This is a genomic window from Cellulosilyticum sp. I15G10I2 (assembly GCF_900095725.1).
Classification (GTDB): domain Bacteria; phylum Bacillota; class Clostridia; order Lachnospirales; family Cellulosilyticaceae; genus FMMP01.
Genome location: NZ_FMMP01000009.1, coordinates 268,523 through 294,220 on the forward strand (window position 1 = coordinate 268,523; position 25,698 = coordinate 294,220).

27 protein-coding genes and 1 other annotated feature are annotated in these 25,698 nt (G+C 36.5%); of the genes, 4 read left to right on the forward strand and 23 right to left on the reverse strand.

The window, feature by feature from the left end:
• Positions 1-47: 47 nt before the first annotated feature.
• Positions 48-1,793 carry a ribosomal protection-like ABC-F family protein gene (abc-f, locus tag BN3326_RS09830; RefSeq protein ID WP_069999016.1) on the reverse strand — a complete coding sequence of 582 codons (1,746 nt, stop codon included), beginning with the start codon at positions 1,791-1,793 and terminating at the stop codon, positions 48-50.
• 610 nt (positions 1,794-2,403) lie between these two features.
• On the opposite strand from abc-f, the gene BN3326_RS09835 reads away from it, so the two are divergent.
• The 3 genes from BN3326_RS09835 (at position 2,404) to BN3326_RS09845 (ending at position 4,441) form a co-directional block, all read left to right on the forward strand.
• A complete protein-coding gene (locus tag BN3326_RS09835) occupies positions 2,404-2,892 on the forward strand; it encodes a hypothetical protein (RefSeq protein ID WP_069999017.1) in 489 nt (162 codons plus the stop codon).
• A 101-nt stretch (positions 2,893-2,993) separates the two neighbouring features.
• Positions 2,994-3,587, forward strand: coding sequence for a TetR/AcrR family transcriptional regulator (locus tag BN3326_RS09840; protein ID WP_069999018.1), 594 nt, complete (start codon positions 2,994-2,996; stop codon positions 3,585-3,587).
• A gap of 11 nt (positions 3,588-3,598) precedes the next feature.
• A complete protein-coding gene (locus BN3326_RS09845) occupies positions 3,599-4,441 on the forward strand; it encodes an EFR1 family ferrodoxin (RefSeq protein ID WP_069999019.1) in 843 nt (280 codons plus the stop codon).
• On the opposite strand, the gene BN3326_RS09850 is transcribed toward BN3326_RS09845, so the two are convergent.
• From BN3326_RS09850 to BN3326_RS09860, 3 genes are read right to left on the reverse strand one after another with little or no spacing between them, the layout of a single operon-like run.
• Positions 4,426-5,208 (reverse strand): putative hydro-lyase, encoded by a 783-nt coding sequence (locus tag BN3326_RS09850; RefSeq protein WP_069999020.1) that lies wholly within the window; start codon positions 5,206-5,208, stop codon positions 4,426-4,428. The genes BN3326_RS09845 and BN3326_RS09850 overlap by 16 nt on opposite strands.
• A gap of 48 nt (positions 5,209-5,256) precedes the next feature.
• The gene (locus BN3326_RS09855) at positions 5,257-6,240 is read right to left on the reverse strand and encodes a methyl-accepting chemotaxis protein (protein ID WP_069999021.1); all 984 of its coding nucleotides are present in this window, start codon (positions 6,238-6,240) and stop codon (positions 5,257-5,259) included.
• A 14-nt stretch (positions 6,241-6,254) separates the two neighbouring features.
• Positions 6,255-7,355 (reverse strand): FIST signal transduction protein, encoded by a 1,101-nt coding sequence (locus BN3326_RS09860; protein WP_069999022.1) that lies wholly within the window; start codon positions 7,353-7,355, stop codon positions 6,255-6,257.
• 365 nt (positions 7,356-7,720) lie between these two features.
• Between BN3326_RS09860 and BN3326_RS09865 the strand changes: the two genes are divergently transcribed.
• Positions 7,721-8,407 (forward strand): YjjG family noncanonical pyrimidine nucleotidase, encoded by a 687-nt coding sequence (locus BN3326_RS09865; protein ID WP_069999023.1) that lies wholly within the window; start codon positions 7,721-7,723, stop codon positions 8,405-8,407.
• Here the strand turns inward: BN3326_RS09865 and BN3326_RS09870 are convergent.
• The 19 genes from BN3326_RS09870 to BN3326_RS09955 all read right to left on the reverse strand — a co-directional run bounded on the left by BN3326_RS09870 (position 8,388) and on the right by BN3326_RS09955 (position 25,571).
• On the reverse strand, positions 8,388-9,791 hold the full coding sequence (locus tag BN3326_RS09870) for an MATE family efflux transporter (RefSeq protein WP_069999024.1): 1,404 nt from the start codon (positions 9,789-9,791) through the stop codon (positions 8,388-8,390). The genes BN3326_RS09865 and BN3326_RS09870 overlap by 20 nt on opposite strands.
• A 79-nt stretch (positions 9,792-9,870) precedes the next feature.
• The gene (locus tag BN3326_RS09875; protein WP_069999025.1) at positions 9,871-10,446 is read right to left on the reverse strand and encodes a TetR/AcrR family transcriptional regulator; all 576 of its coding nucleotides are present in this window, start codon (positions 10,444-10,446) and stop codon (positions 9,871-9,873) included.
• Positions 10,447-10,571: 125 nt separating this feature from the next.
• The gene (locus BN3326_RS09880; RefSeq protein ID WP_330389711.1) at positions 10,572-11,810 is read right to left on the reverse strand and encodes a mechanosensitive ion channel family protein; all 1,239 of its coding nucleotides are present in this window, start codon (positions 11,808-11,810) and stop codon (positions 10,572-10,574) included.
• An 87-nt stretch (positions 11,811-11,897) separates the two neighbouring features.
• A complete protein-coding gene (locus BN3326_RS09885) occupies positions 11,898-12,125 on the reverse strand; it encodes a hypothetical protein (RefSeq protein WP_069999026.1) in 228 nt (75 codons plus the stop codon).
• Positions 12,126-12,181: 56 nt separating this feature from the next.
• A complete protein-coding gene (locus BN3326_RS09890) occupies positions 12,182-13,090 on the reverse strand; it encodes a macrolide 2'-phosphotransferase (RefSeq protein ID WP_069999027.1) in 909 nt (302 codons plus the stop codon).
• A 103-nt stretch (positions 13,091-13,193) separates the two neighbouring features.
• Entirely contained in the window at positions 13,194-13,796 is a 603-nt protein-coding gene (locus BN3326_RS09895; protein WP_069999028.1) for a TetR/AcrR family transcriptional regulator, read from the reverse strand.
• 132 nt (positions 13,797-13,928) lie between these two features.
• Positions 13,929-14,297, reverse strand: coding sequence for a DUF4180 domain-containing protein (locus BN3326_RS09900; RefSeq protein ID WP_069999029.1), 369 nt, complete (start codon positions 14,295-14,297; stop codon positions 13,929-13,931).
• Positions 14,298-14,312: 15 nt separating this feature from the next.
• Positions 14,313-15,152 (reverse strand): alpha/beta fold hydrolase, encoded by an 840-nt coding sequence (locus BN3326_RS09905; RefSeq protein ID WP_069999030.1) that lies wholly within the window; start codon positions 15,150-15,152, stop codon positions 14,313-14,315.
• Between the two features lie 20 nt (positions 15,153-15,172).
• Positions 15,173-16,138 carry a DUF4180 domain-containing protein gene (locus tag BN3326_RS09910; protein ID WP_069999031.1) on the reverse strand — a complete coding sequence of 322 codons (966 nt, stop codon included), beginning with the start codon at positions 16,136-16,138 and terminating at the stop codon, positions 15,173-15,175.
• 372 nt (positions 16,139-16,510) lie between these two features.
• Entirely contained in the window at positions 16,511-17,218 is a 708-nt protein-coding gene (locus BN3326_RS09915; protein WP_069999032.1) for an FAD-dependent oxidoreductase, read from the reverse strand.
• A gap of 53 nt (positions 17,219-17,271) precedes the next feature.
• The gene (locus BN3326_RS09920) at positions 17,272-18,126 is read right to left on the reverse strand and encodes an SDR family oxidoreductase (RefSeq protein WP_069999033.1); all 855 of its coding nucleotides are present in this window, start codon (positions 18,124-18,126) and stop codon (positions 17,272-17,274) included.
• A complete protein-coding gene (locus BN3326_RS09925; RefSeq protein ID WP_069999034.1) occupies positions 18,123-18,551 on the reverse strand; it encodes a MarR family winged helix-turn-helix transcriptional regulator in 429 nt (142 codons plus the stop codon). Before BN3326_RS09925 ends, BN3326_RS09920 begins: the two co-directional genes overlap by 4 nt.
• Positions 18,552-18,855: 304 nt before the next feature.
• A complete protein-coding gene (locus tag BN3326_RS09930) occupies positions 18,856-19,338 on the reverse strand; it encodes a glutathione peroxidase (RefSeq protein ID WP_069999035.1) in 483 nt (160 codons plus the stop codon).
• Positions 19,339-19,613: 275 nt separating this feature from the next.
• The gene (gene tyrS / locus BN3326_RS09935) at positions 19,614-20,825 is read right to left on the reverse strand and encodes a tyrosine--tRNA ligase (protein ID WP_069999036.1); all 1,212 of its coding nucleotides are present in this window, start codon (positions 20,823-20,825) and stop codon (positions 19,614-19,616) included.
• 90 nt (positions 20,826-20,915) lie between these two features.
• Positions 20,916-21,174, reverse strand: a binding site (T-box leader).
• 124 nt (positions 21,175-21,298) lie between these two features.
• Positions 21,299-21,472: a hypothetical protein gene (locus BN3326_RS21990; RefSeq protein ID WP_171903810.1), complete on the reverse strand. Its 174-nt coding sequence runs from the start codon at positions 21,470-21,472 to the stop codon at positions 21,299-21,301.
• Positions 21,473-21,504: 32 nt separating this feature from the next.
• Positions 21,505-22,869 (reverse strand): YeiH family protein, encoded by a 1,365-nt coding sequence (locus tag BN3326_RS09940; RefSeq protein WP_083258629.1) that lies wholly within the window; start codon positions 22,867-22,869, stop codon positions 21,505-21,507.
• Positions 22,870-23,081: 212 nt separating this feature from the next.
• Complete coding sequence (locus tag BN3326_RS09945; RefSeq protein WP_069999037.1) at positions 23,082-23,885, reverse strand: flavodoxin family protein; 804 nt, start codon at positions 23,883-23,885, stop codon at positions 23,082-23,084.
• Between the two features lie 135 nt (positions 23,886-24,020).
• Positions 24,021-24,587 (reverse strand): TetR/AcrR family transcriptional regulator, encoded by a 567-nt coding sequence (locus tag BN3326_RS09950; protein ID WP_069999038.1) that lies wholly within the window; start codon positions 24,585-24,587, stop codon positions 24,021-24,023.
• 9 nt (positions 24,588-24,596) lie between these two features.
• On the reverse strand, positions 24,597-25,571 hold the full coding sequence (locus BN3326_RS09955; RefSeq protein WP_069999039.1) for an alpha/beta fold hydrolase: 975 nt from the start codon (positions 25,569-25,571) through the stop codon (positions 24,597-24,599).
• Positions 25,572-25,698: the final 127 nt, after the last annotated feature.

Below are 25,698 nucleotides of genomic sequence, written 5' to 3' on the forward strand. Positions count from 1 at the left end.
TATATGTTATAAAGTGACGGCTTTATTACTGCTTTTAAAATTGAAAGTTAAAGAGATCTTTTTCTCTTTATTAGCTCATTAAATTTAAGATCCATTTCAGTATAAGCTAAAGTCCCTGGGGAAATTTTACTTAGCTCTCCTAGTACATAGACTATTTCATTTTCAAGCAGCATTTTTTGCTCCTTTTTACTCTTTTCATTATTTATAGATGTAACAGCATTCTTTTTGTTTTTCGCAAATAAATCATCCAAATAATCTTTAGGGTTTTCTATTCGTTTTTTTATTTTATTATCTTCAAAAACTAGAAGATAGTCACAAAGGTTTTCAATCATATATCTATCATGTGATACTAAAACTATAGTTCCCTTATATGCCTTTAGAGCCTCTTCTAATTTTTCTCTGCTATAAATATCCAGATGGTTTAAGGGTTCATCTAATACTAATAAGTCTTCTTGTTTTATAATAAGCTTTGTCATTCTAACCCTTGTGAGCTCTCCTAAACTTAAGGTCGTAAGCGGCTGTCTTATCATCTTTTCATTAAAACCCATATTTGCGAGCAGTGTCCGGATCCTGCCCTCTTCCTCTCTGGAACTAAATTCAAATAAATCTATAACAGACTTACTTGTGTCTAGGTCTAAAGCCTCCTGGCTCAGGTAGCCTATATTGATAGATTGACTTATAAAAATTTCTCCCGCATCTACATTCTCCTTGCCAAGAAGCATTTTTAAAAGCGTCGTTTTACCACAGCCATTGGGGCCAAATATCGCCACCCTCTCACCTCTCATAATACAAAAGGAGGATTCACTAAATAAAATCCGGGAATCAAAACGCTTTTCAATATCTACAGCTTCTATCATTCTTGTTTTCTTTAGAGATGTCTCATTAAATCTAAAATCAATCTTTTTGTCTTCTTCAGGTTTTTTTATCCCTTCAACATTCATCTTTTCTAAACTTTTAATTTTTGATTTTATTTGCCTATCCTTTTTCTTCGCTTTCATTCTGAAGTATTCTTTTTTACCTAGTCCCTCTCTTTGTTTTTTTGCAGAGTCTTTATGAACCTTTTCGGACCAGCTTTTTAATCTGCTTATCTCCTCTTTAATTTTAGCTTTATTGTTCTCCACGATGTCATATTGATGAAGCTGACTTTCATATCTTTTTCTTTTTTCATCTTTATAGAAACTATAGTTTCCAGAATAAACATCTGCTCCACCTTTATGGATCTCAATAATCTTATTGACTACCCTATCTAGAAAATATCTATCATGGGATATGACCAGTATCGTACCCTTATACTTATTTAATGCCTCTATAAGCCAATGCATTCCCTGGTAATCCATATGATTGGTGGGTTCATCCAATATAAGAAACTCTGGACTATGATCCCATATGTGAGCAAGAGCAACCTTCATTTTTTCACCACCGCTTAAACTGGCAAGCCGTTGTTCTTCCACTAAATCTATTTTTCCTATACCAAGGTAGCTTGATATCTCCAAGAAACTTTTTAAATAACCCGAGTCTTGGATGGTTACTTCTTCTCCCGACCAACTCCTTTGGCTATAAAAACCATCCTGTTTAAGATAGCCAATTTCTATATCTTTCTTATCCCAAAGAAGGCTCCCGCCTTCCGGTTTAAGCCTTCCATAAATGATGTTTGCTAAAGTGCTTTTCCCTGCTCCATTGATGCCTACCAACCCTACTCTATCACCTAAAGCAATGTGAAAACTCACATCATTTAAAATAACTGCATCACCGAATTCTTTTTTTATGCCTTGTGCACTAAGCAGCTTTGTCATAAAAATCACCTCATTTTCATAAATATATTTGCTTTACTTATGAGCTAAGAATCTTTTAACCCCAACAAAAAAGCAGTCAGCGGTTGTATCGCACTGACTGCTAAAAAAATTACAAATTCACAAGAAAGCGTGCAAAAGCGCACGTACTTTCCCATTTCATAAAAAATCGTACAAAAAAACTGCGTTTTAACACACAGTAAAATGATCGATTATATCCTATTTTATCAGTGTTCTTAACTCATACAACTGTATTTAAAGCATCACAAAAAAGGATATGGTAATCCCTTAAAATTAACTTTAAATACCACTATTCAATTGTATTATTTTGTTAAGAACGTAATCTTCATTTCTTTCTCCTTTTCAACTTACAGCTTATTAAACTTTCTTTATAACAATTTTATGTTATCATACTATTAAATTGAAATCAATTGCTTCATGATCTTTTATTGCAAGCAAATAATTCTACTATAATATTAATCTATTATATGCATTGCATGAAAAATATCATTTTAGTTCCTCTACACTCATTTTTCTAGCTTTCAAAAAAATACATATTTTTTTCCGGAAACGGTTATCTTATGTCTATCATTCACCTAACCAGAGGCCCAAAATGAAAAATCTAAATAAACTCAAATTATACACAATGCTTATTTTATCTATTGCAATTATATTCACAACTATCCCATTAAGTGCTTCAAATATTGTTAGAGATATTGAGCACGAAATGGTTATTAAGCAATATATTAGTGATATTAAAGACGTACAAAATCACGTTTTTTCTTTATCTCAAATTGTTGTAGGCAATCTACCTGAAGATCTCTCTCGAATAAGAAATGAGATTAATTTCATTAATATACGAATCCAAGAATTAAGTAGGACTGTCTTACTCTATACGAGATCAACCCCAAGTATAAGTTTTCAAAACAGAGATGCCCTGCTTGTTTGTGTTGCTCTCAATCTCCTTAAGAATTCTCTGTATCAACTCAATATGCTTATATATGTAGATAATAATGTAGATAAAAGTATATTGTTAGAAGATTTTTATCTATTTAAAAGAATCAGCATTGAAACACTTGAGACATTGGAAAAGAACTTCTGATCTATTATAAACATTTAACAGCAAAAGAAGTTGGCAAGTACGTATACATACGTTGACCGATCGATCGGTTTATGCTATACTAAAAATAAAAAGGTGTCTTTATGATTACTAACAATCTTCCAACAACTCTCTCTGCTTCTGAACGTATTTTATATGCCGCCATGCAGATCATCAGTGAAAATGGGCTCAAGGGACTCAGCGCCTCAAAGCTTGCAAATATGGCTCATATTAGTAAAAGCACAGTCTTTCATTACTTTAAAAAAATGGATGATATACCCGCTCTCATTCTTGAAAAATTATATAGTGAAATTATTACCCCTATACAAGAACAAGACTTTGACAATGTATATGCCTATCTTAGCGCCCTTGGAACAGCTAGTTTTTCTGATAATGCGCATCATATTATCATCTACAAAGCCTTTTTGAGCCTTTATGAAGCCAGTATGCATGACCCAGGCTTACATCAAATCGTTGCTGAGTGTTCTCATGAGTTTAGTTTAATACTTAGTGCTAAACTGCAAAGCCTCTCTCCCAAGCCTGTAAATGAAGTGCTTTTAAGGGATTTAACACATCTTATTTTTATGAGTTTGGACGGTATTGGTCTCCACTATTTAATTCATGGGGATCGCCTTAAAGCTCAAACAGCATGGGAACTGCTGATTAAGTCTCTTGTCAGTCAATATCATTTAGACTAGGAGGATTCAGAATGAAAAAAATAGTCATTTATTACTTTAGCGGAACCGGAAACACCTGGTGGCTTGCTAAGGCTCTCCAAGAAAAACTGTCCCAGCATAAACACCAAGTAGCCTGTCATTCTATTGAAACACTTACGGCCAAAGAGGGCATTGACCTTCCCGGGGATTTTGATCATATTATTTTTGGTTTCCCAGTTTATGGTTCAACAGCCCCAAAGCTTATGCTTGATTTTATGCATCATTTTCCAGATGCAGCCCATAGTCAAACTGTGAGTGTTTTTGGAACCCACGCCTTAGCCTCTGGAGATACTGCTTATCACATCAGTAAGTTGCTTGCAAAAAAAGGATATCTGATCAAACAAACCATGCATTTTACAATGATGACCAACCTGCACATTCCAAGGTTCAGATTCTTGCCCCCAAGAAATGATTACCGCGTTAGTAAACTGCATCAAAAAACGCTTCCTAAAGTTGAAAAGTTGGCTCATGCAATTACCTTTGACAAAAATATAATCGTTGGCAAAAATCTTCCAGGCTTTCTTCTCGGTTATCTTCAGCGCAGTCATGTTGATAAGCTTATTGCTACAGCGAGCCGTGATTTTGAGGTAGATATGTCCCGCTGCACCCGTTGCAATAAATGTCAGCGTATATGCCCTGTCCACAATATTGTAAAAACAGATAGTTCCTATACATTTAAAAACAACTGCATCTTATGCATGCGTTGTTATAGCCAGTGTCCAAAATGCGCTATTCTCATTGGAAAAGCTTCATCAGATGAAATAAAATACCCTCGTTATAGAGGTCCTGAGCCTTCTTTTGATGCACAGATCTTAACAAATCACATAAGCTCATGATCTTTTTTATCTGTTATAAACATATGCCCGGGAGAGTGCGTGATCATGATTTCGGGTTTTACGTTCATTGCCACAGCTTGCGGGGTCACACCACATGGCCAAAACACTGGGACTTCACCTGGCTTAATCTCCACAGGGTCTCCAAAATCCGGCTTATCAATATTTCTTATCCCGATATCATGGGGATTTCCTATATGGATCGGTGCGCCATGCACACTAGGATATCTCGAAGTAATCTGTACTGCTTGGACAACCTTATCTCTCGGAATAGGTCTCATGCTGACAACCGTAGGTCCCGAAAATATACCTGCCGGCTTACAGTCTATGTTGGTGATATACATCGGTACATTAGTCCCCATTTCTATATGTCTGATGCCTATCCCCCCTTGCATAAGTGCCGATTCAAAGGTAAAGCTGCAGCCTATTATAAAAGAAACAAAGTCTTCTCTCCAAAATGACTGTATATCTGCATACTCCCCTGTGTTTTCCCCTTTGGTATAGACTCTATATTTAGGAATATCTGTGGCAATATCAGATTGTGGTGCAATTTGAGTTTCTCTTGCCCCTTCATCCATTACTTCAAGTATAGGACATGCCTTAGGATTTCTAAAAGCAAATAAAAGAAAGTCATAGGCATACTTTTTAGGTAAAATGACCAAATTCCCTTGGGTGTACCCCCTGCACATTCCTGCTGTAGGACCTTGTATCTCCCCTTTTCTGATCCACTCTCTCACTTGTTGCGGGCTGGCATTCACTAAATCTCTCATCTCATCCTTCTCCTCTCTATATCAGCAATCCATTCATACTCTAGCAATCTATTTCTTACTCATAGAATCCACTAACATATTTTCAATCTGCTGCAAGAAGTCAGTAATGCTTGAAATAATAATAGATCGCTTACTCATTCTTAAATTTAACTGTTCTAACTTATTCCCTAAAGAAGTTACAAGTTCAGTAACAGAGCCCACACCTCTAGCTGCATCATTAATCTCAGAGCTTGTCCTTTCAATACCTTCAACAATCTGTTTGCTGAAATCCTTCACTTCATCGGTACAACTTGTAACCTGCTTAAAATCTTTCTGAACATTTTGTGCATACTCAAAATTATCCTGTATAACTGTTTTAGTTTTTTCAATTTCTTCTCTAAGTGAGTCTATACTTTTATATAGCGTTCTAACACTTTCATCGATTCCGCTGACGAGGCCTGTTGTCGTTGATGAGAGTTTTCTTATCTCTTCTGCTACTACAGCAAATCCACGGCCGGCTTCCCCAGCTCTTGCCGCTTCAATAGATGCATTAAGTGCCAAAAGGTTAGTACTCTTTGCTATATTTGTGATGTTGGTTGACATTTCTTCAATATTTTTAAAATCGTGCTCTAAGGTATAAAATGCTTCTCTAAATAAATCAAGCTGCGTACAAGTACCATTAAGCTTACCTGCAAGTATACCCATTTTGTCATCCGCTTGTTTAACCGCCATATCCGAGCGGTCCATTACCCCATCAATTTTATTGGCATATTGGCTGAAGCCATTAAAATCAGCATCTAAGCTATCTAACATATTTTGTATGTTGTTAAGCTGCAAATAAGTGTTTTGAATCTCTTGAACAGACTGCGTTACCTTAACCTCTTCATCCATAAAGTCTTCAAGTTTTTCTTCTATATGTACAATCCCATAGTGCATGTATTTATCATAGTTAAAGCTTTTCTCCTCGTCCAGCTTTTGACTTTGTGTTGTTTGTAAATCCGCTTCATTATTTAAATGTATAATTTTATTTGTTTTTAATCTAAACCATCTCATATTTTACCCCTCACCTACTCAAATACAGCAAGAACCATTGTTTGATTAAAATGCTGCTCATTAAGCTGTTCTCCATAGCCTGCAAATCCAATATAATCCCCTAAGGCTGTACTCATTTTTCTCGCAAACTCATTTAAATAGTCATCTTGCTCAAAAAGCATCGATCTTGCTAAACAGTTGACCATGATAGCTAAGGATGGTTTTGGAATCTCCCTTTTTACCTGCTCTATAGTTTGATGTATTACATTTTTGTAATCATCAGGTTCTAAAAGTACCATCTGAGAGTTATTATATACTCTTGCATGATAAGACATGCCGTTATTTTGAGTGACCATCTGATTGGCAATAATATACATATCACTGCCAATAATCCTTCCTAGAGGATAACTATCTAAGTACCTTGGCAGTCCTTCGATTGTGGTATTCAGTGCTTCTGCCACTACTTTTGCAGCAGGTCTGTTATTGTATTCATAGACAATACGATTTCTGACATCTACTTTAGTGGCTGTAAAATAGTGCTGTGTCGGTTTGTAAATATTTTCTCTGTAGAATCTAATCTTACCGCCTAAATTTTTAATAAGGACAAAAACACATGCGTTGTTATAGAGCTTCCCATTAAAAGAAATCATTGTTTTTTCTGCTCGCCCATAGTCCCCTGCCGAACCCCCAAAAAGCGGAATATTTTTCTTAGTAAGTACAGCATTTAATGTAGATAAAACAAGCTCCTCACAGCTTATGAGTGCAGAAGAAATCTCAAAACAAACCGTGTTTGAAGTATCCCGAAACTTGCTTATACACTCCGTTACGCGGTCAACATATTTTAGGGGATATCTATCCACTTCTTCTAGTACATCTGCATAACACTCAATGCCCTCTTCAATCCCCAGTGCAATGAGCCCTGACTTATAAGCACCTTCTTTGCAAAATCCTGCAAAGGTACTTGAACCCAAAATAATGCTGTCTTTAAACTGCTCACCCATAGCCTTGGTATATCCCTCAAAATGTTCCACATCAGAAAAAAACAATATTAGTTTAGGTAACCTAAACCCAGTTGTGGCTTCAGCTACAGCTGCTTTAAAGTCACTCTTAGAACTCCTGCCTATTTTATAATTCATCTTTTACACCTTCTACAAGAAATCACATCATGTGGCATGCATGATATAATTCTAAAATTTTTACTCCTAGTCAATACTTACTTCAGGTAATATCTTTCAGCTTTGCAAACTTTGTTATAAAGTTAACGTTTACTCTCAATTAAAGTATAATTAATCTGTCAATACAAGTCAATCTTTATACTTTAAACAGTCATTAAATTACAAATACTTATCTTTTATATAATTTTCTTGCACAAGAACTTGTATTTAAGCTCTAAAAAATGGCATACTTCTAAAACCCAGTAACGCTGGGCCTAACGGTGAATTTCGCATCCTCAGCACGAATATGTTATAATAGTTAGAATGAATGATTGAGGAGGGTTCTGATGAAATATGAGTTGATTATTTTTGACGCTGACGAAACATTATTTGATTTTAATAAATCTGAGAAAGAAGCTTTTAAAAATACAATGCTTGAATGTCACATAGACTATGATGAAGATTATCATTTTAAACTTTATCACGACATCAATCTAGCAGTTTGGAAAGAACTTGAGAAGGGTCTTATTACCCAAGAAGCCTTAAAGGTGGAACGGTTTAAAAGATTATCAGATACTTTAAACATCCAGTTTGATAACACTCAGCTTGCAAAAGCTTATATGAATCATTTGGCCAACTCATCTGTTTTATATGACGGAAGTATAGAACTCGTAGATGCTCTGTCTAAACATTATTTGCTCGTCATAGTGACCAATGGTCTAAAACATGTCCAAAATCTTAGAATCAGAAACTCTGCGATAGCCAAATACTTTAAAGACATCATCATATCCGAAGAAGTAGGCGCATCAAAGCCTAATCCTAAAATTTTTGAACATACCCTAAGAAATATTGGTGCTATCGCTAAGCTCAAGATCCTTGTGGTCGGTGACAGCCTAACCGCCGATATTCAAGGCGGCATAAACTTTGGGGTCGATACCTGCTGGTACAACCCTAACCGCACCACAAACGAAACAGCCATCACTCCTACCTATGAGGTCGCTGATTTTAAAGCACTTAGAGACCTGCTTCTTTAGGTACTCTTTTAAGGTTGTATCTCCAAAATATAATCAAACCACATGCTATTAAAGCAGTTATCCCTTCAGCAAACACAGGTGTGATCCAAATGCCCATCTCTCCCCACAAAAGTGGCAAAGTCCATAGCCCAATAAGTGTAAATATCAGCCCTCTTGAAACAGCAATAATTAAGGACATCCCCGGCTTTTCTACTGCCGTAAAAAAAGCTGATCCAATGATACCAACTGGCATTAATAAAATCGACCAGCTCAGGTAGTTTGTGACTTGAAGCGCCAAATCTAATGCCTCTGGATGATTTGGAATAAAAAGATTTACAAGTGCCTCAGTCTGCCATCTCAGAAACATAAATATAGCGAATGCTGTTATAACAGAAGATATCATTAATCTCTTTACAGTTCCCCATACCCTATTGCAGCATTCGCCTCCATAATTGTAACTTATAATAGGCTGAGTGCCATTTCCCATCCCCATGAAAACGGCGGTTCCAAACAACATAAAATATTGAACCAGTGAAAATGCTGCTACGCCCATCATGCCCACATAGCTCAGTATAAGTTTATTATAAATAAAAGTCGTTACACCTAATGCAAGACTGCTTAATAATTCTGAAGACCCATTCATAGCAATAGACATTAGCGTGCCTCTTGCTGTTTTTATATCTTCAAATTTAAGCCCTGTAGACTTATTTAATGTTTTATAAATAAGATAACTGACAAAAATTGAAGCGCCTAAGCATTGAGAAATCCCCGTTGCTAAAGCAGCGCCAGCCATCCCCATATCAAATTTAAAAAGAAACAGATAATCAAGTATAATATTTAGTATAGCTACTAATCCCATTACGCCTGTTGCCATATTCGGTCGCCCATCATTTCTTACGGCTTGTTCTAGAATAAATATAAGTATCATAGGAACAAAAAATAAACTAATTACTTTCAAATATTCACCGGCATAATACTGTAAAATACCGTTTGTTCCCAATAACGATAAGACATATGGCAAGGCTAGGGTAATTATAAGGCCGCATATAATACCAATAGTTATTCCTAAGCTGACCAATAAGCTTAAAACACCTCCCGCTTGATCTGTTTCTTCCTTTCCTAAAAGAACTGCTATTTTAACATTTCCCCCTACCCCAATCATAATGGCTATACCTGATAGTACTGCAAGAATAGGATAAAGAATATTAACTGAAGCTAGGGCCTCCGGGCCTAGCCGGCGACCTATTAAAATGGCATCTGCCATTTGATATAAAATCAGAAAAATCATCGCTGAGACTGCCGGAAAAATATTTTTTACCATTAAAGCTCCTAAAGAATGTGTCAAAAAAGCCTCTCTTGTAGGATCTTTGAGTTGCTCTAAACAATTATTTTGTTGCATTTCCATATTAATACCTCCCGAAATTTTTAAATTAAATTATCAGAATGAATATTCATATATTCATTCATATTGTTGTATTAAAAGCCTATTCTTGTAGGCCTTTAACAATAAATTCTATCAGGTAATCCATTGTTTTAGGGAAATACTGGCTGCCTATATCCTCTCTATGCAGGTCTATAAAGGATAAAGCATTAAATACGGCTAGGATATGCTCTGAATCAATGTCTTTTCGTATTTTTCCTTCACACTGCCACTCTTCAATAATGTCTAAAAAGAAATGATAAAAAAACTCCTGGCTGCTTTTTTCTATGACTTGCTCATCAACTTTTTCAAGTATTTTATAGAAAATATCTCTATTATACCACTCTTTAAGTATAGGGTTTTCTTTCATCCCTGTAAAAAGCCTGGAGGCTACTTGCTTCAAAACATCTGTCAAATCTCCATTTAGATCTACAGATTGCATAATTTCTTTTTTAAGTGTAATATTCTCTTGAACAAAAATCTCTATAAACAATTCTTCTTTAGAAGCAAAAAAATTATAAAAAGTCCCTACGCCTACCCCTGTCATCTTTGTAATAATAGCCACGCTTGTTTCTTTAAAACCTTTTTGCGAAAATAGCATCTTAGCATTATTAAAAAGGTCACTTTTAGTTTCTTTCATAAAATGCACCTTCTTTCTAGAATGAATATTTTAAAATTCATTCACATTGTATCATTACTTATATAACGTGTCAATACCTCCTTTATCAAAAAGTATAAAGGAGGCATCTATGGATTTATTAAAACTTAGTCTTGAATAACTTTTTTAAAAGAACTAAAATCATGCCCTGTAGGTCTTTGATATATTCTTAAATCAAATTCCGGAACAATGGCGAGAATATGATCAAACAGATCCGCTTGTATACTTTCATAGTTTTCCCATGCTATTTCAGAAGTAAAGGCATAGATCTCTATCGGAAGACCATTCTCACTAGGGGGAAGCTGTCTGACGATGTGAATCATATCCTGACTCACCTTAGGGTGATGCCTCAGATAATTTTCGATATACATTCTAAAAGTACCTATATTCGTTAAGTGCCTGCCATTTACAATATGTGGGTCATTTACATCATAGATTTTGTTATACGCTGCTATTTCTTTCCTCTTGTTTTGGAGATAAGCTTTAAGGTATTCAATCTTCTCAAATCTCTCGAGCATTGCTTCATCGCAGAATTTAATACTGGTGACATCAATATATACGGCTCGCTTGATTCTTCGCCCACCGGCTTCCTGCATCCCTCTCCAGTTTTTAAAGGACTCTGAAATGAGTGCATGGGTTGGAATAGTGGTAATCGTCTTATCAAAATTTTGTACTTTTACGGTATGCAAAGAGATTTCCAGCACATCCCCATCTGCACCATACTTAGGCATCTCAATCCAGTCCCCGATCTGCAGCATATTATTAGAGCTGATTTGTATACTGGCGACAAGCCCAAGGATAGAGTTTTGAAAAATAAGCAGAAGCACTGCAGTAGCAGCACCAATCCCACTTAATAAAATCCATGGGGAGCGATCGATTAAGACACTGACGATAACGATCGTTCCTATGACATAGGCAATGATTTCAACAACCTGTAAATAGCCTTTAATGGGTCTGATTTTTGAAATCTCATACTTTAAATAAATCGTATTCATTGCATCTAAAAATCTGTTGATGGCGAGTAACACAATAAAAACAATAAAGGAAAATGCAATTCTCTGAATCCATACCTCATACGCTGGAAACACTGGGGCAAAGGCATGGATGATTCCTATCGGCACAATACGAGCCAGCCGCTCAAAAACCTTTTTCTCTACAAGGACGTCGTCCCATTTGGCCTTTGTTTTTGCTGCATAAGATTTGATATATCTCAGCAAAACTTTACGTACTATTAAATCAACAATTAAGCTGATGATAAGAACTATCATCACTGCTATGACGTTTGATAAGTACCATACTACCCTTTCGTGCACACCATGCGTTACAAGTAAATGTTCAATCCACACTATCAATTTTCACCCCTCCTGCCTGTCTATCTTATATTCCTTCCTATAATACGCTTATAGGATTACCCGTTCCTCAGGCTTTTATTATTAAGACTTTAATGCTTTATAAAAACCATCCCATAAGTTTAACAGACTCTTGCCGACATTATCACTGCTGCCTTTGAATATATTATACATCTCAACTCCGCCGGAGGAACTTATAAACATATTTGCAATCTGTTCATCACTCATGGGTGAGTCGATCTCACCTTTAGCTCTTGCAGCATGAATGATTTCCTTCCAACTATCTAGCTGTGCCTCTTTAGACTCCAGCAATCTTTGTTGAAAATCCGGAATAAGCTTTATAGCATCAAAAATGAGAGAAATCTAATCTATACTTCGTTAACTTGCAATGACTGCTTAGCCATCTGCACATATTCATCTAATCCAGACAGCATTGCAAACTCAGCAATTGCAACGGGATATGCCGCCTCTAATTCAATCACATGCTCTTTCATTTTGGGCCAGACATAACCCCCGGCTTCTTTATAAGCATTGATCAGGTGGCAAAGCCCCTCTTCACCAAAAGTCCTATAATATACAACAAAGTCGTTTGACATATCTGTCACCTTCGCTTCTGTCCAATCAATGAGACCTGTTACATGCCCAAGCTTGTCAATCAGAATATGCCCTGCATGTACATCCCCATGAATGACGCCAGTCTGCTTCGGCCACATCTCATCATGCTTAAGCCAGTCCTGCCATCTTTTCCACAGCGAAGTGCCTACTCCTATTTTTTCTTTTACATCATTCATACGCTCCTTCATGAACCGTCTTGCCTCATCAGGTGTATGCATAGTTAATCCAGCCTTCGCGGCCTTATCCTTTGGCACATTATGCAAGGCCGCCAGCGCTTTACCTAGGGTTTGATGAAAACACATGGGTACATTATGCATATCAATTTCCCAAATATAGTTTTGAATCTCATGATCTATCGTACCTGCTGGTACCCCATTTAGCTTTTTATAGGCAATCAGTTTATTAGTATAAATGAGCCAGTTGGGTGCCTGAAAGACCGTTATGTTCTCATTCACTAAGTCCAGTGCTTGTTTCTCTATCTTCGTTCGTGGCATAACGTCTTCACGTCTAGGCAAACGAAGTACCCATTCATCCTCCTGCTGATCCACTCCAAATACTACCTGAAAGTCAAGTCCAGATTCATTAAAAACTAAAGTATCCTCTTTTAGATCTAGTCCATGTTTTGCTGCTATTTTAAAAACTTCAGCTTTTGTTCTACTCATTCTTATCACATCCTGACCCTTACTATTTTCTGATCAATAATCTTTTTTGATAGCTTATATTCATTTACTATAATCATTAGCTCTCCAACATCTATTTTTGCATCTAAGATTGTTTTGTAAGTTCATTGGCTACAGCATCAAAAAGAAGCGATTGGACTTTAGGATAAATCTTCTTATCAACATCCTTTTTATGAATAATCATCGCGAGAGTTGCTCGGATTACACCAGCAATTACTTCAACATCCTCATCGATTAATTCGTTGAACGCCTTATACTTCTTGATAAATGCCATAAGCGGCACAATGCTTCTTAGCGTCTGGGTCGCTGAGTATTGTGGATTAACCTTCCGAGAGACCATTTTATATTCTTCCAGATTAGTAATTAATCGCTGTGTGAGCACATGAGATTCTAACTCAGAAGCCATCGCATGCAGATAAGCCTTAATTGCTGCCCGTACATCCTTTGCTTTTTCAACCTTGGGCCAAACTTTCTTTTCAATTTCTTGTCCTTCAAGATCTAATAATTCAAGATACAACGCCTCTTTTGATTCAAAGAAAACATAGAAGCTGCTTTTTGCTATGTGGACTGAAGATGTTATTTCTTCAATCGAAGTACTCTTAAGTCCTTTATCTATAAAACACCGATGCGCACACCCCATCATCTCTAAACGAATTTTCTCTTTTTCTGCTTCCGAAAACTTAGGCATAATTTTGTAAACACCTCCCACTCTATTTAAAAACATAAAAACAAATTGTTATTTTATTTTTATGTTAGCATAATATATACCTCTCGTCAAGCTAAGAGGCATATATTTGATAGTATTAAGACAACACCATAATTAGTGAGCCAAATCCAGCTTTTCTACTGCTTGATCCAAATGATCTACAAAGAAAATATCATTACCTTTATTGCACTCATAAATAAAATCACTTAAAGGCTTGCTTGTGTACTTGGAATAGTCACCGATCACAGCCAGCTTAGTATGGTAATTTATGAATTTCTGCAGCACTTCACCAGCAATACCACTGCTAAGTCTGAAGAACTCTTCACTTATGGCCTTTTTATCTAATATCATTTTGCTGCAGCCTTTCTCGTATTGTACGCTCATCATAAGGTCGAGAGCTGATTGTGGATCAGATATTAAAATATCTTCACTCTCAATATAGACAATGGCATTGTTTTTTCCTAAAAAAGTGTATTTTATCATTTAAGCATCTCCTTCTCACTTTATTTGTTCAAGTATTTCATCAGCAAGATTTATGATACTGTGTCCGCCTTCAGGCAAAATATTGATTCTTGCACTTGGAACAAGTTTTTTCATACGATCAGCAGTCTCTATAGAATGCAGCATGATATCTTTTGCTCCAACAAATAAGAACACTGGCATAGTCAGGCGCCTTATCTCATCATCACTAAAAATAGGTATAGATTCTTTTCTGGTATTAAAATTTTTCCCTATTAATATTTGAAATTTTAATATTATTTCAGGTATATCAAGATTACCATTAATCATTTTGAACAATTTTCTTATACCCTTTTCACCAAGAAGCATATGAAATATTGCCATAATTATGATTTTTTTATTTTGAGTACTTATGCCAGCTGGACATAATAAAACTAATTTATCTATTTTGTCCGGATACCGGATGGCAAATTTAGCCGCCAGCCAACCACCTAAAGATGCGCCTATCACAATTACCTTATTTATTGACAGCCCACTCAGTACATCATATAGCCAGTCATCCAAATCCGATGTGGTAAATGGAAGCTGCCCTTCATCACTTCTCCCTGCTTCTCCGGGAATATCAAGCGCATACACGCGATATTTTTGATAATATTTTAAAATATCGCTGATCCACATACTTGAATTCATACTGCTCCCATGTAAGAGAATCATAGGTGGTGCAGAAATATCACCGGCAGCTATACAAAATGTGCTGCCATGGCGGGTGTTTATACTTAACCTTTCGTAGGGTATTGTCAGACTTTCAAGAAGCATATCTGAATATTGAAGTACTTCATCCCTGCCTCCCTGTGTTTTGAATGCTTTATGAGTTTTCATTTAGGAGTCCCCCTTTTGTTTTAGCTTAAGAACCATTTTTCTGCATCTGCAATATTGGTGAATAATCTAAGGACATCATGTCTCCCGCTTTCGGCAATTGCGTCTTTAAATTCACTTTTTAAGCTATTTATATCTTTAATAATAATTGCAGATTTAATATGATACAGTGTAAATTTTTGAAGCATATTGGCAACTAGTCCTTTTTTAAATTCAAGAAAGTCCTTGGAAAGTGTTTCACTATCAAGCAGCACAAATTGCGTATTATTTTCTGCAACTGCAGTAATGATGTCTAAAATATTTCTTTCTGTACTTAGCTTAGTTGCTGAATTATTATAATGAACATAGGTTATCTCATTATTGCTCATTATGGTATACTTCATTATTTCTTCGTCTTTTTCTTCCTCTATTGTCATTTTCATATTTACATCCAGAGTTACATTGTTCTCATTGGGAATATCCGCTATAGCTCTTCTCAGATCTTCAATCCACCCCAGTTCATTTTCATATGTTCTTCGAATATTATCGTCGATAAAATGCCATATTGTAGCTTGCAGAGCAGTGCTGCCCGCTAGAAAATTGGTATCCTGTTTATTATTTTGCGCCATTAACAACTGCATCTTAACTTGGTTTTCATAACCATCAACCAGCTTATCTAGTTCATTGGTATTAAGCTGCTTAGACCATGCAAGCTGAACAAGAAATGGTTTTTTTATTTCACTGAGATCAGCTGGTGAAAGAACCCATTCTTTTAAATAGGCAAGTCCTTCACTGGTTATTGTATAGATTTTTTTGGTTGGGGAACTTTCTTGATGCTTAACTACATGAGTTACCAACCCTTTATTAAAAAGATCCGTTAGTGCTTTGTAAATTTGATTATTATTTCCTGACCAATGCATAAAAGCAGAGTCTTGAATAATCCTTTTTATATCGTAGCCTGTCATTGACTTGTAGCTTAATATCCCTAAAATGGCATAATTGATTGACATATTACATCCTCCTTCATTTATAACATATGTTAATATTAACATATGTTATAAATGAAATCAATATTTTTATAAAAACTAGACGTGCATAATTTCTTCTCGGAAATTCTAGAACAAGAAAGTGTGCAAAAAACGCACACGCTTGTGAAACAGGAAAGTTTGGTCCCTTGCAAGCAAGACGCACTTTCCTATTTCATAAAAAATTCCCTCAGACAATCCGTCTGAGGGAACATATAAAACGCTCTAGTCTCACTTTATCAGCACTGCACGCTCTACTTGCCTGTATAAACTTTCTTGTCTCCATGGTTCCAATCAATTATTATATCTATGAATTCTATGGATTCTATGGATTCTTTGCGTTCTTATTTATAGATTTTAGTAACCAATAAATGGATCTTTTTTGATATTCTTTTTCTTAACTCCCCTGCTTTTCACCAGAGTTTCTATAGACTTAACCATTGCTATTGATCCAACAATAAAATACTCAGCTTCATTATTGTGCTTAGCGATAAAATTTTCTATTTCCTCATGCAAATCTTCACGTTTAGCTAAATAGTGAGTTTTAACACCGAATTCTTTATCAGCCTTATCGAGTTCCGCTTTGTATATAAACGCTTTTTGACTATCCAGGTAAAGCAGTTGGACATCACTCGAAAGCTCCGTATTATTTAGTAAAAGATCTTGTATCAAAGCCCTGTATGGAGTTATCCCTATTCCTCCAGCGATAAAGAGCAGCGGCTTTTGATTGTCCGTATAAAACGATCCTATAGGACCTCTCATAGCTACTTTTATCCCTGGCTGAAGACTTAATAAAGCTTGTTTATATTCACTTGGATTTTCACTGATTTTCATTGATATCTTGATGTGTCCTTCAGATGGTATTGATGCGATACTAAATGCCCTTGTAGGTTTACTAATCTTTGTATGTTCGATTGTAAATACCCCATGCTGACCAGCCTTCCAATATATTGGCTGCTCCATTTCAAAAACAAATGTGTAGATGTCTCCTGCTTCTCTATATTTTTCTTTGAGATAAATTTGATGTTTTTTAAATATCGGCAAAATATCCTTTAATAAACGCATTATCCTATTCCCCCTCTCACGATTTGGCACTTTATTTATAGGTATACACTATTCTATATAAAACATTTAATATGCTCACTTGCAAACTCATGAAAAGTTCTGGGTTTTCTCCCAGTGAGCTGGTAGAATTCATTAGTTACACGTTTGGCTGTACCCATTCTTGTCATGAAATAAAGGGCTATCGTCACATTCACATAATTTTTATCTAACCCCCTTTGCTTAATATAGCAGTTTCTATACTTCAAGAAGCTAGGTTTTGGGTATATGATTTTTTTACCAGTAACCTTACTTAAAATTTCTGCGATTTGATAATAATCTAAAGACTCTGATCCCGTTATAGTATGTGCTGTATTTTTGTACTTTTCTGACTGATGTAACAGCGTCGCTGCCGAAAGCCCAATGTCTTCGGCATCAATAAAACTTGCTTTACTCTTACCCGCCGGAATAAATATCTCATTTTTTTCTTTAATCTCTGCGGCATGAATCCCTGAGAGATTTTGCATAAAAAATCCCGGTCTGATATGGGCATATGGAATGCCTAACTTTTCAATATATTTTTCAATCTTATAATGTGGGGGTATAGTATTGTTTTCAATACCCATTAAGGATAGAAAAGAGACCAGTTTTATATGATGCGCCTTCATAGCATCAATAAACGGATACATGTCTTCTGACTTGCCAAGATGCGGGGGCCTCATTAAAAACACACGATCTACCCCTGTTAGTGCTTTATCAAATGATTTTTGATTTTCAAAGTCAAATTGTACGGCATCGACTCTATCATCAAACATCTGCTTTAACTTCTCAACGTTGGTCCCCGCTGCAACTATGCTTTCCCCCTTACTAAGTAATTCTTTTATCACATATCTTCCTACATTTCCCGATGCACCAGTTATAAGTATTTTCATTGGCTTCTAGTTTCCTTTAGTATTGTATTTGCACTTTGCAGTAATTTAAGAAATACACCAAAATCCTCAGCTCCCATTTTTTCCTTAAGAAGTGCTATGGCTTTAAAATAGTCATCATGCGTTGATGTAACTAGTTCCTGTCCTTTATCCGTAATAGAAACAGTATAACTTCTCCCATCGGTAGCCGATGGCGCCTTCACCAAATATTTTTTTCTAATCAGCTCATTAATCATCACCGTCACCGAAGGTTTGGCAATTTGAAAGAATTGACTGATCATTAATGGCGTAACAGGTTCGTCTTGTTTTTGTATATATATGAGCACCCCCATTTCACTTGATCTAATAGGCAACCCTTTTTTTATGTTCATATGCAATCTACAAAACATGCCTATTTCTTCTGCTGCCTGAATGATATTTCCCTGCATTGTAACCTCTCCTACTTTTATTTTTAGTTAGTTAACCTAACTAAATTGTATAAATTAAATGCCTTATTGTCAACTGTTTTTTAGTCTATCATCGCGAGGTTTTCCCCTGAGGCTATTAGATCTTACACTCACAAAGTTTCATACTTCCCTCTGGCATTTTCTGCCCCTCTACAAGAAAGTGTGCAAAAAACGCACACGCTTGTGAAACAGGAAAGTTTGGTCCCTTGCAAGCAAGACGCACTTTCCTGTTTCATAAAAAATCCCCTAAACACTCGCTTAGGGGAATATACTTTGCTCTTTGATTTTATGATTTTTTAAGTAGGTCTTTAATGGCTTCATCTAATTTTTCTGGTTTATAGGTTGGTGCATATCTAGCTACAACATTTCCTTCTTGATCTACAAGAAACTTAGTAAAATTCCATTTTATCTTATTGCTTAAAATACCTTTGGCTTCATGGGCTAGGAATTTAAACATCGGATGTGCATTGTCTCCATTTACATCCACCTTTTCAAACATCGTAAAAGAAACCCCATAGTTTAGCTTACAAAACTGCTCCACCTCTTCATTCGTTCCTGGATCTTGCTTACCAAACTGATTACATGGAAACCCCAAAATTTCTAATCCATCCTCTTGATAGGTCTTATATAATGCTTCTAACCCTTCAAACTGTGGTGTAAACCCACACTTGCTTGCCGTATTGACAACCAGAATCACTTTGCCTTTATAAGCGTCCATCTTAACTTCTTCACCATTCATCTTTTTTGCTTTAAAATCATAAAAGTTCATATACGTCACTTCTCCTTTTAAATTTGATTTTATTGATATCCCCTAAATCGCTTTCATTAAAAGCTGCTAAGTAAATCTACAGCACATCATTTCTCAAAATTAAGTTTTGCACAATTAATATAGTTTGATTATATAGCCATTTATCGACCTTGTCAAATGCAACTTGTTCCATAAGCTTTATTAACATACTTTTAATAAAAGGCGAAAAATTGAGGCATAAAAGTAGGGGGTCACCCCCCTACTTTCCTTAATGAAATGCATACAGCATCCTCATATTATTTTATTAATTTTATAAAACGCTTTTTACCAAGTTTCATCACATCATTAGCTATAATAACTCTATTGATATCAGCTGATACTAACTTGACCCCATTAAGCTGCACGCCTCCTTGACTTATTAAGCGGACAAATTCATTTTTGCTCTTTATACAGTTCATCTTTATAAGCTGTGGGATAATATCCGTAATCGTTACTGTATCCCCTTCAAGCAAAAGTTCTGGTATATCATCTGGAATAGCTTTCTTACTAAAGGCAGTCTCATAATATTCAATCGCTCTTTCCACCTCTTCTGATGGATGGTAGAGCGCAGTTATGATTTGAGCTAAGTGGTATTTGACATCTCTAGGGTTTTTACCTGCACTAAGATCTGCTTTGATCTGTTCTATTTCATCCGGATGCTCATCTGTAGCAAGCTCAAAGTATTTGAGTATAAGATTGTCCGGCACTTCCATTACCTTCTTAAACATTACCTCAGCAGAATCACTTACACCAATGTAATTACCAAGGCTCTTACTCATTTTTTCCACACCGTCTAAGCCTTCAAGGATTGGCATAAATATAGCAATCTGCTGCTCCTCATTGAATGTTTTTTGGAGTGTTCTGCCCATTAGGATATTAAAGGTTTGATCAGTGCCGCCCAGCTCAATATCTGCTTTTAGTTCGATCGAATCATATGCTTGCATCAGCGGGTAAAAAAACTCATGGACCCCTATAGGAATTTGGTTTTCATATCTTCTTTGAAAATCATCCCGCTCAAGAATTCTGGCAACAGTAGTCGTTGCAGCAAGCTTAACCACCTCTTCAAAAGTCAGTTTAGAAAGCCACTCACTATTAAATCGCACTTCTGTCTTATCCTTATCCAGCACTTTAAATATCTGCTCACAGTAAGTCTGTGCATTTTCCTGTACCTGTTCATCAGTAAGTGCAACCCGGCCTTTTGATTTTCCGGTAGGATCGCCAATCTTTCCAGTAAAGTCACCGATAATAATGACTGCCCGATGCCCCAGATCCTGCATTTGCTTGATCTTACGCAGCACAACCGCATGTCCTAGATGAATATCTGGTGCCGAAGGATCGAGTCCGAGTTTAATCGTTAAGGGTCTATTACTTTCACTGGACTTTTTGAGTTTTAAAAGCAACTCATCCTCACTTACAAGGGTGTGCACCCCTTTTAAAATAATTCGTATTTGTTCTTCTGGTTTTAACATATTTAACATCTCCTTGAAATATTATTTTCAATATTTGCAAGGTCTATAAGAACAAAAAACTGGCAATAAAAAAACTCGCCCTCTTGTTTTCAAAAGGACGAGATGACATCTCGTGTTACCACCCTAAGTTCATAAGTAACTCACATTACTTACCTTGTCAAGTACGTCATCAAAAGATGAGATACTCTAGCACGATAACGGGTGCCGACTTCCGTTGTAGCCTACTAAGTTAAACTGTTCGGTACACAGCTCAAAGATGTATTCACAATCCCTATCCACGCACCTCTCATCACCCGGTAACTTTCTGTCTGGCATCTTAATTGCTACTCATTCTTATCACAGCTTTTATTTCTTATACTCCGAAATGCGGCATGCCACAAATCTTCGTTATGCAGCTATTAAATTACTAGTATTATAGGCGATAATTTAGGGCAAGTCAACCTACTAAACGTGCACAAAAAATCCCATCTATGTTATTGCTGTTTCTCAATAATACTTCTATAAGCCCGATCTACATCCACAGTATCCATCCACCAAATATCACCAGCTCCACTGGTTTGACTCATGGAATCCCCTGCATCAGTAACAATAATATACATTGCCGCCACTAAAATGGTAGCTAATAACAGTGATTTAAAATATTTCATAACCAGCTTCCTTTCCTAAGTTTAAGGTGATATTAGAAAGGCAGTGTAAAAAATCTGCCGCTAAAAAAGATCTCTGCTGCAATTAAAGTAAGGATAAGATTAAAGGCTTGCCCTACTAGATAGAGTGCAAGCGGCTTACCGCCTTTTACCATACCAGCCATTTCTTTAAAGTTGGATTCCAACCCTATACTAATAAAAGCTAAAGTAAAGAAAAACTCACGGAATCCATTTGTTGTCTTCAAGCTGACATCTACTATATCTTGCGGAAGGAAGAATGAAAATAATAGTGAAGCACCGATAAACCCAAAAATAAACTTAGGCATTCTCACCCAAACTTCAGCAGGTCCTACCGTAACCTCACTTGCTGATTTTTTCTCTACGACTGTGGCAAAGAAAATAGCTATGGCAAAAGCAACCACACCAATTAAGATATTTTGTACCATTTTAATAACCGACGCAACTTCTAGTGCATCTTCCCCGAGCATAGCCCCTGCTGCAACAACTGCTCCCGTCGCATCGATTGTGCCGCCCAGCCAAGCTCCGCCAACAATCGGATCTATGCCTAGAGCATTAACAAGAGCCGGCATGCCAATCATCATAATCACTGTAAAGATAAGTGTAATAGAAATAGCAAGACTGATCTCTTCTTTTTTGGATTTAGAGGCTGTCCCTGCAGCAATGGCTGCCGATACACCACATACTGAAGTAGCCGAAGCTATCGTTATTGCTAAACCTTTACTATCTTGCATCTTTAGAACCTTTTGTGAAAACCAGTACATTGCTATAAGGACAATAGGTGTTACCACCCAAGCAACTCCAAGCCCCATAAAACCTAGTGCCAGCACACGATTAAATAAAATAGAAGCACCAAGCAGTACCAATCCTGTTTTTATGTACAATTCTGTACGAATAGCTGCTTTAATAAAATGAGGTACCTTAATCGTATTACTAATAAAGATACCAATTCCTAGTGCCCAGATTACACTATTAAAACCATAATGTCTCCAAGGGTCATAATTTCCACCGAGTTCTGCTAAGATAGCTAAAGCAAAAACAAAAGGAAATGCTATGATAAATTTTTTCAAATCATCTTTTTTGATAAATAAAATCGCCAAACCAAATAAAGCTAAACTGATGATCCCTGTTATAAAAATGCCTGATAAACTCTCAAGGGGGATAGCTGATGCAATGGTCTCTGCGCCTTTTCTTCCAGGTCCCCATCTTAGCGGCAGTGTCGGTGAAGCTATGACACCTGCAATAGAAGCTATGATAAGTATAAATCCTAACCAAACTGTCCACCAATCTTCTTTTTTCCATAATGATGAGAAGTTAACGGCTAGTTTGTTCGTGTTCGTCCACCCTTTAGGCGCTGCTGCTAAGTCAATTTCGTTCTTCATTAAAAGTCCCCCTTAGTCAAGTTAAATGTCATCCCGCATAATCCCTGTATTACATATAGGAATACTAGGTATTGTTGTTATTATATTATATGATCCCCTAACTTGTGTCAATAGTTTTTTATATTGTGACAACAAAAAAGGCCCTATCTGATTAAAGATTGAGCCTGCTTGCTTCATTAAAATATTCGTGCCTATTAGACAAACTATTGACGTTAGTGCTTGTCTCCCACACCCTTAGGGTAACTTTTGATCTTTAGATCCGCTAAAGCATTTGCTAAAGTGTGCGTGATAAGATTAATCTTTACTTGGATATAGAAATTGCAGCCTGGATCAAGCCACCCCTTCTCTTTCCAATAATTATAATCTGCCTTTAGCCTATCTCCATTGCCAAAGGCCGCCTTTTGCAGCCGAAAGGCATAGAGCTTAAAAAAACCTGCCTTGGGTACCTTTTTGCACTTTAAGGCCATTACAAACTTTTCTGCTGCTTGGTCTGCAGCCTTCTGGATTTTTATCCACTGTTTTGCTGTATCTTCTTGTGATATCCCAGGTGATATAGCGGCGCCTAGCGTTACTGCTGTTTCAAACCCCCAGCTTCCTACACTATATTTACAGATGGTGTTTACAATACCCGTTCCTAGAGCTCCTGTAGTCGATAAAACGAGGGCCTTTTTACCATGAAATCTTGGCCGATGACAAATATAAGCAAACCTGTCTAAAAAATTCTTAAACAGCCAAGACACATTCATCACGTATACAGGTGTCGCAAAGATAACAGCGTCTGCTTGCTGCATAGCTGCTTCAATCTTCATTTGGTTATCCTGGAGCGGACAGTATGCTTCGCCATCAGCAAGGCAGCGGTAGCATCCAAGACATCCCTTAAGATCACTCTCTCTAAGATGCAGATACTCAAACTCAATGCCACACTCCCGTTTTTTCATAGCTTCCTCAAGCATCTTTGCGACCTTATAAGTGTTCCCTTTCCCTTTAGGACTTCCATTAACTACAAGTATATGCATCGCCCTTCCCCCTCTTTTTCATTAACACTCAATACGTATTGCTATTTTTCTGGCTATCCTTCTATGACTACCTACAATCGTTTTACAAGTATATAAAAATAATTCATCTATTTTCTTAATGGTTTAGGCTGCTTGCTAGATGTCTAATGCCTTTAGAAAAACTTCTATTATTTCCTCGTAATCATCTAACTTAGTAGTATGGGGAATATCTTGTTCTTCGCCCAAGTAGTTTCTTAATCCGTGTTCTTTCAAAAAAACATATTGAATTGGTGCAACAACTTGAATAGCAAGATATTTGATCTCTTTTTCCGATAAATCAGGCTTTATTTCTTTTAACAACCCTACAATTGTTTCTGGTGTACTGAAACGATCACTGATTATCTCATCTCTAATAAGTACACTTGTATACTTTTGATACTTACATACCACCATAGCCATAGCTATTAAAAATGTCCTCAGTTGCTGCTTTGGAGAGTCGTTAAGATTTGACAGTGTCTGAAAGGCTTCAATAGCAGCATCATCGATTATGGAAGAAATGGCTGCCACAATTAAGTTCCACTTACTCCCAAAATGATAATTAATCAGTCCAGTAGATATATGTGCTTCATATGCGATTTGTCTTATAGTTAACGCTTCAACATCAAACTCATCCTCAAGCAGGTCAATGACTGCTTTAATCAGTCGTTCTTTTATTTCTGACATATAGCCTCCTTAAAACGTATTGCTGAAAAAGTGATTTATAGCTTCGGAAATTTTCTCATGATGACTGAAAAACATATGTCCACCTTCCTTAAAAGAGAGCAAAATAGAATGTGGAATTTTTTCATGGGTGTATTCAGCATAATAAAATGGCTGCAAAGTATCATCTTCAGCATGAATTACCAATGTTGGAGCTTTTATCTCCCAAATTGGATAATCTTCAGGTGATAATTCTTTAAATTGAATATTTGCATTGAAAATCCCCTTTTTTCTCAACGAAATAGGATTCATAATTTCAAAAAACTCTCTAGCCATCTCCATTTCATCGGCTGTCATTTTTTCCTGAACTTCTTTAGATACCCCCAATACATTCAGTAAATCTGACTGGATATACTCTGTAACCATCCAGAATAGAAAATCATTATTAAATATCGTTCCAAAAACGATTGACTGAATAGTTGTCAACTTTGGCGGTGTTTTACTTTTTGCACATATCATTGTAAGTGATTTCACTCGTTCAGGGTACTTTATGCTGAATTTTAAGGCAGATGGCCCTCCATCAGAGACAGCTACCACATGAATTTCATTTATTCCTAATTTATCGAGTAATCCCCTGTACAGCGTCGCCTGATGATCCGGAGTAGGCTCTTCTGGCAATGGAGTATTTAGATATCCGAATCTGGACACTGCAATCACCATGCAATCTTTTGGCAGGAATCTCTCAGCAAGCAGCAATCCTTGGTCATATCCGCCTCCAGCACCATGAATCATAAGAACAGGATCTCCTTTACCAGAGACTGCATATTCAATAGTACCCTGATCCGTTTCAACTACGACACTTTTGGCATTAGCTCTATCAATCTGGCTCGATTTAACTTTTAAAAACCGCTTATACTGAATGCCCAGAAAAATAACAGCGGTACTTATTAATACAAAGATGATAATCACTGCTATTTTTTTTATAACACTCCTATTTAGTGTACTCATCTTCACTTTCCTTTCTTGAACACGTTCATTTTTTATAAGTATAACTTGGAAAATGAATATAATCAATCAATGTAAGTTCAAATCGAATCCATTGAAAAGACTACCTTGTGGGGATTTGTTCAACACG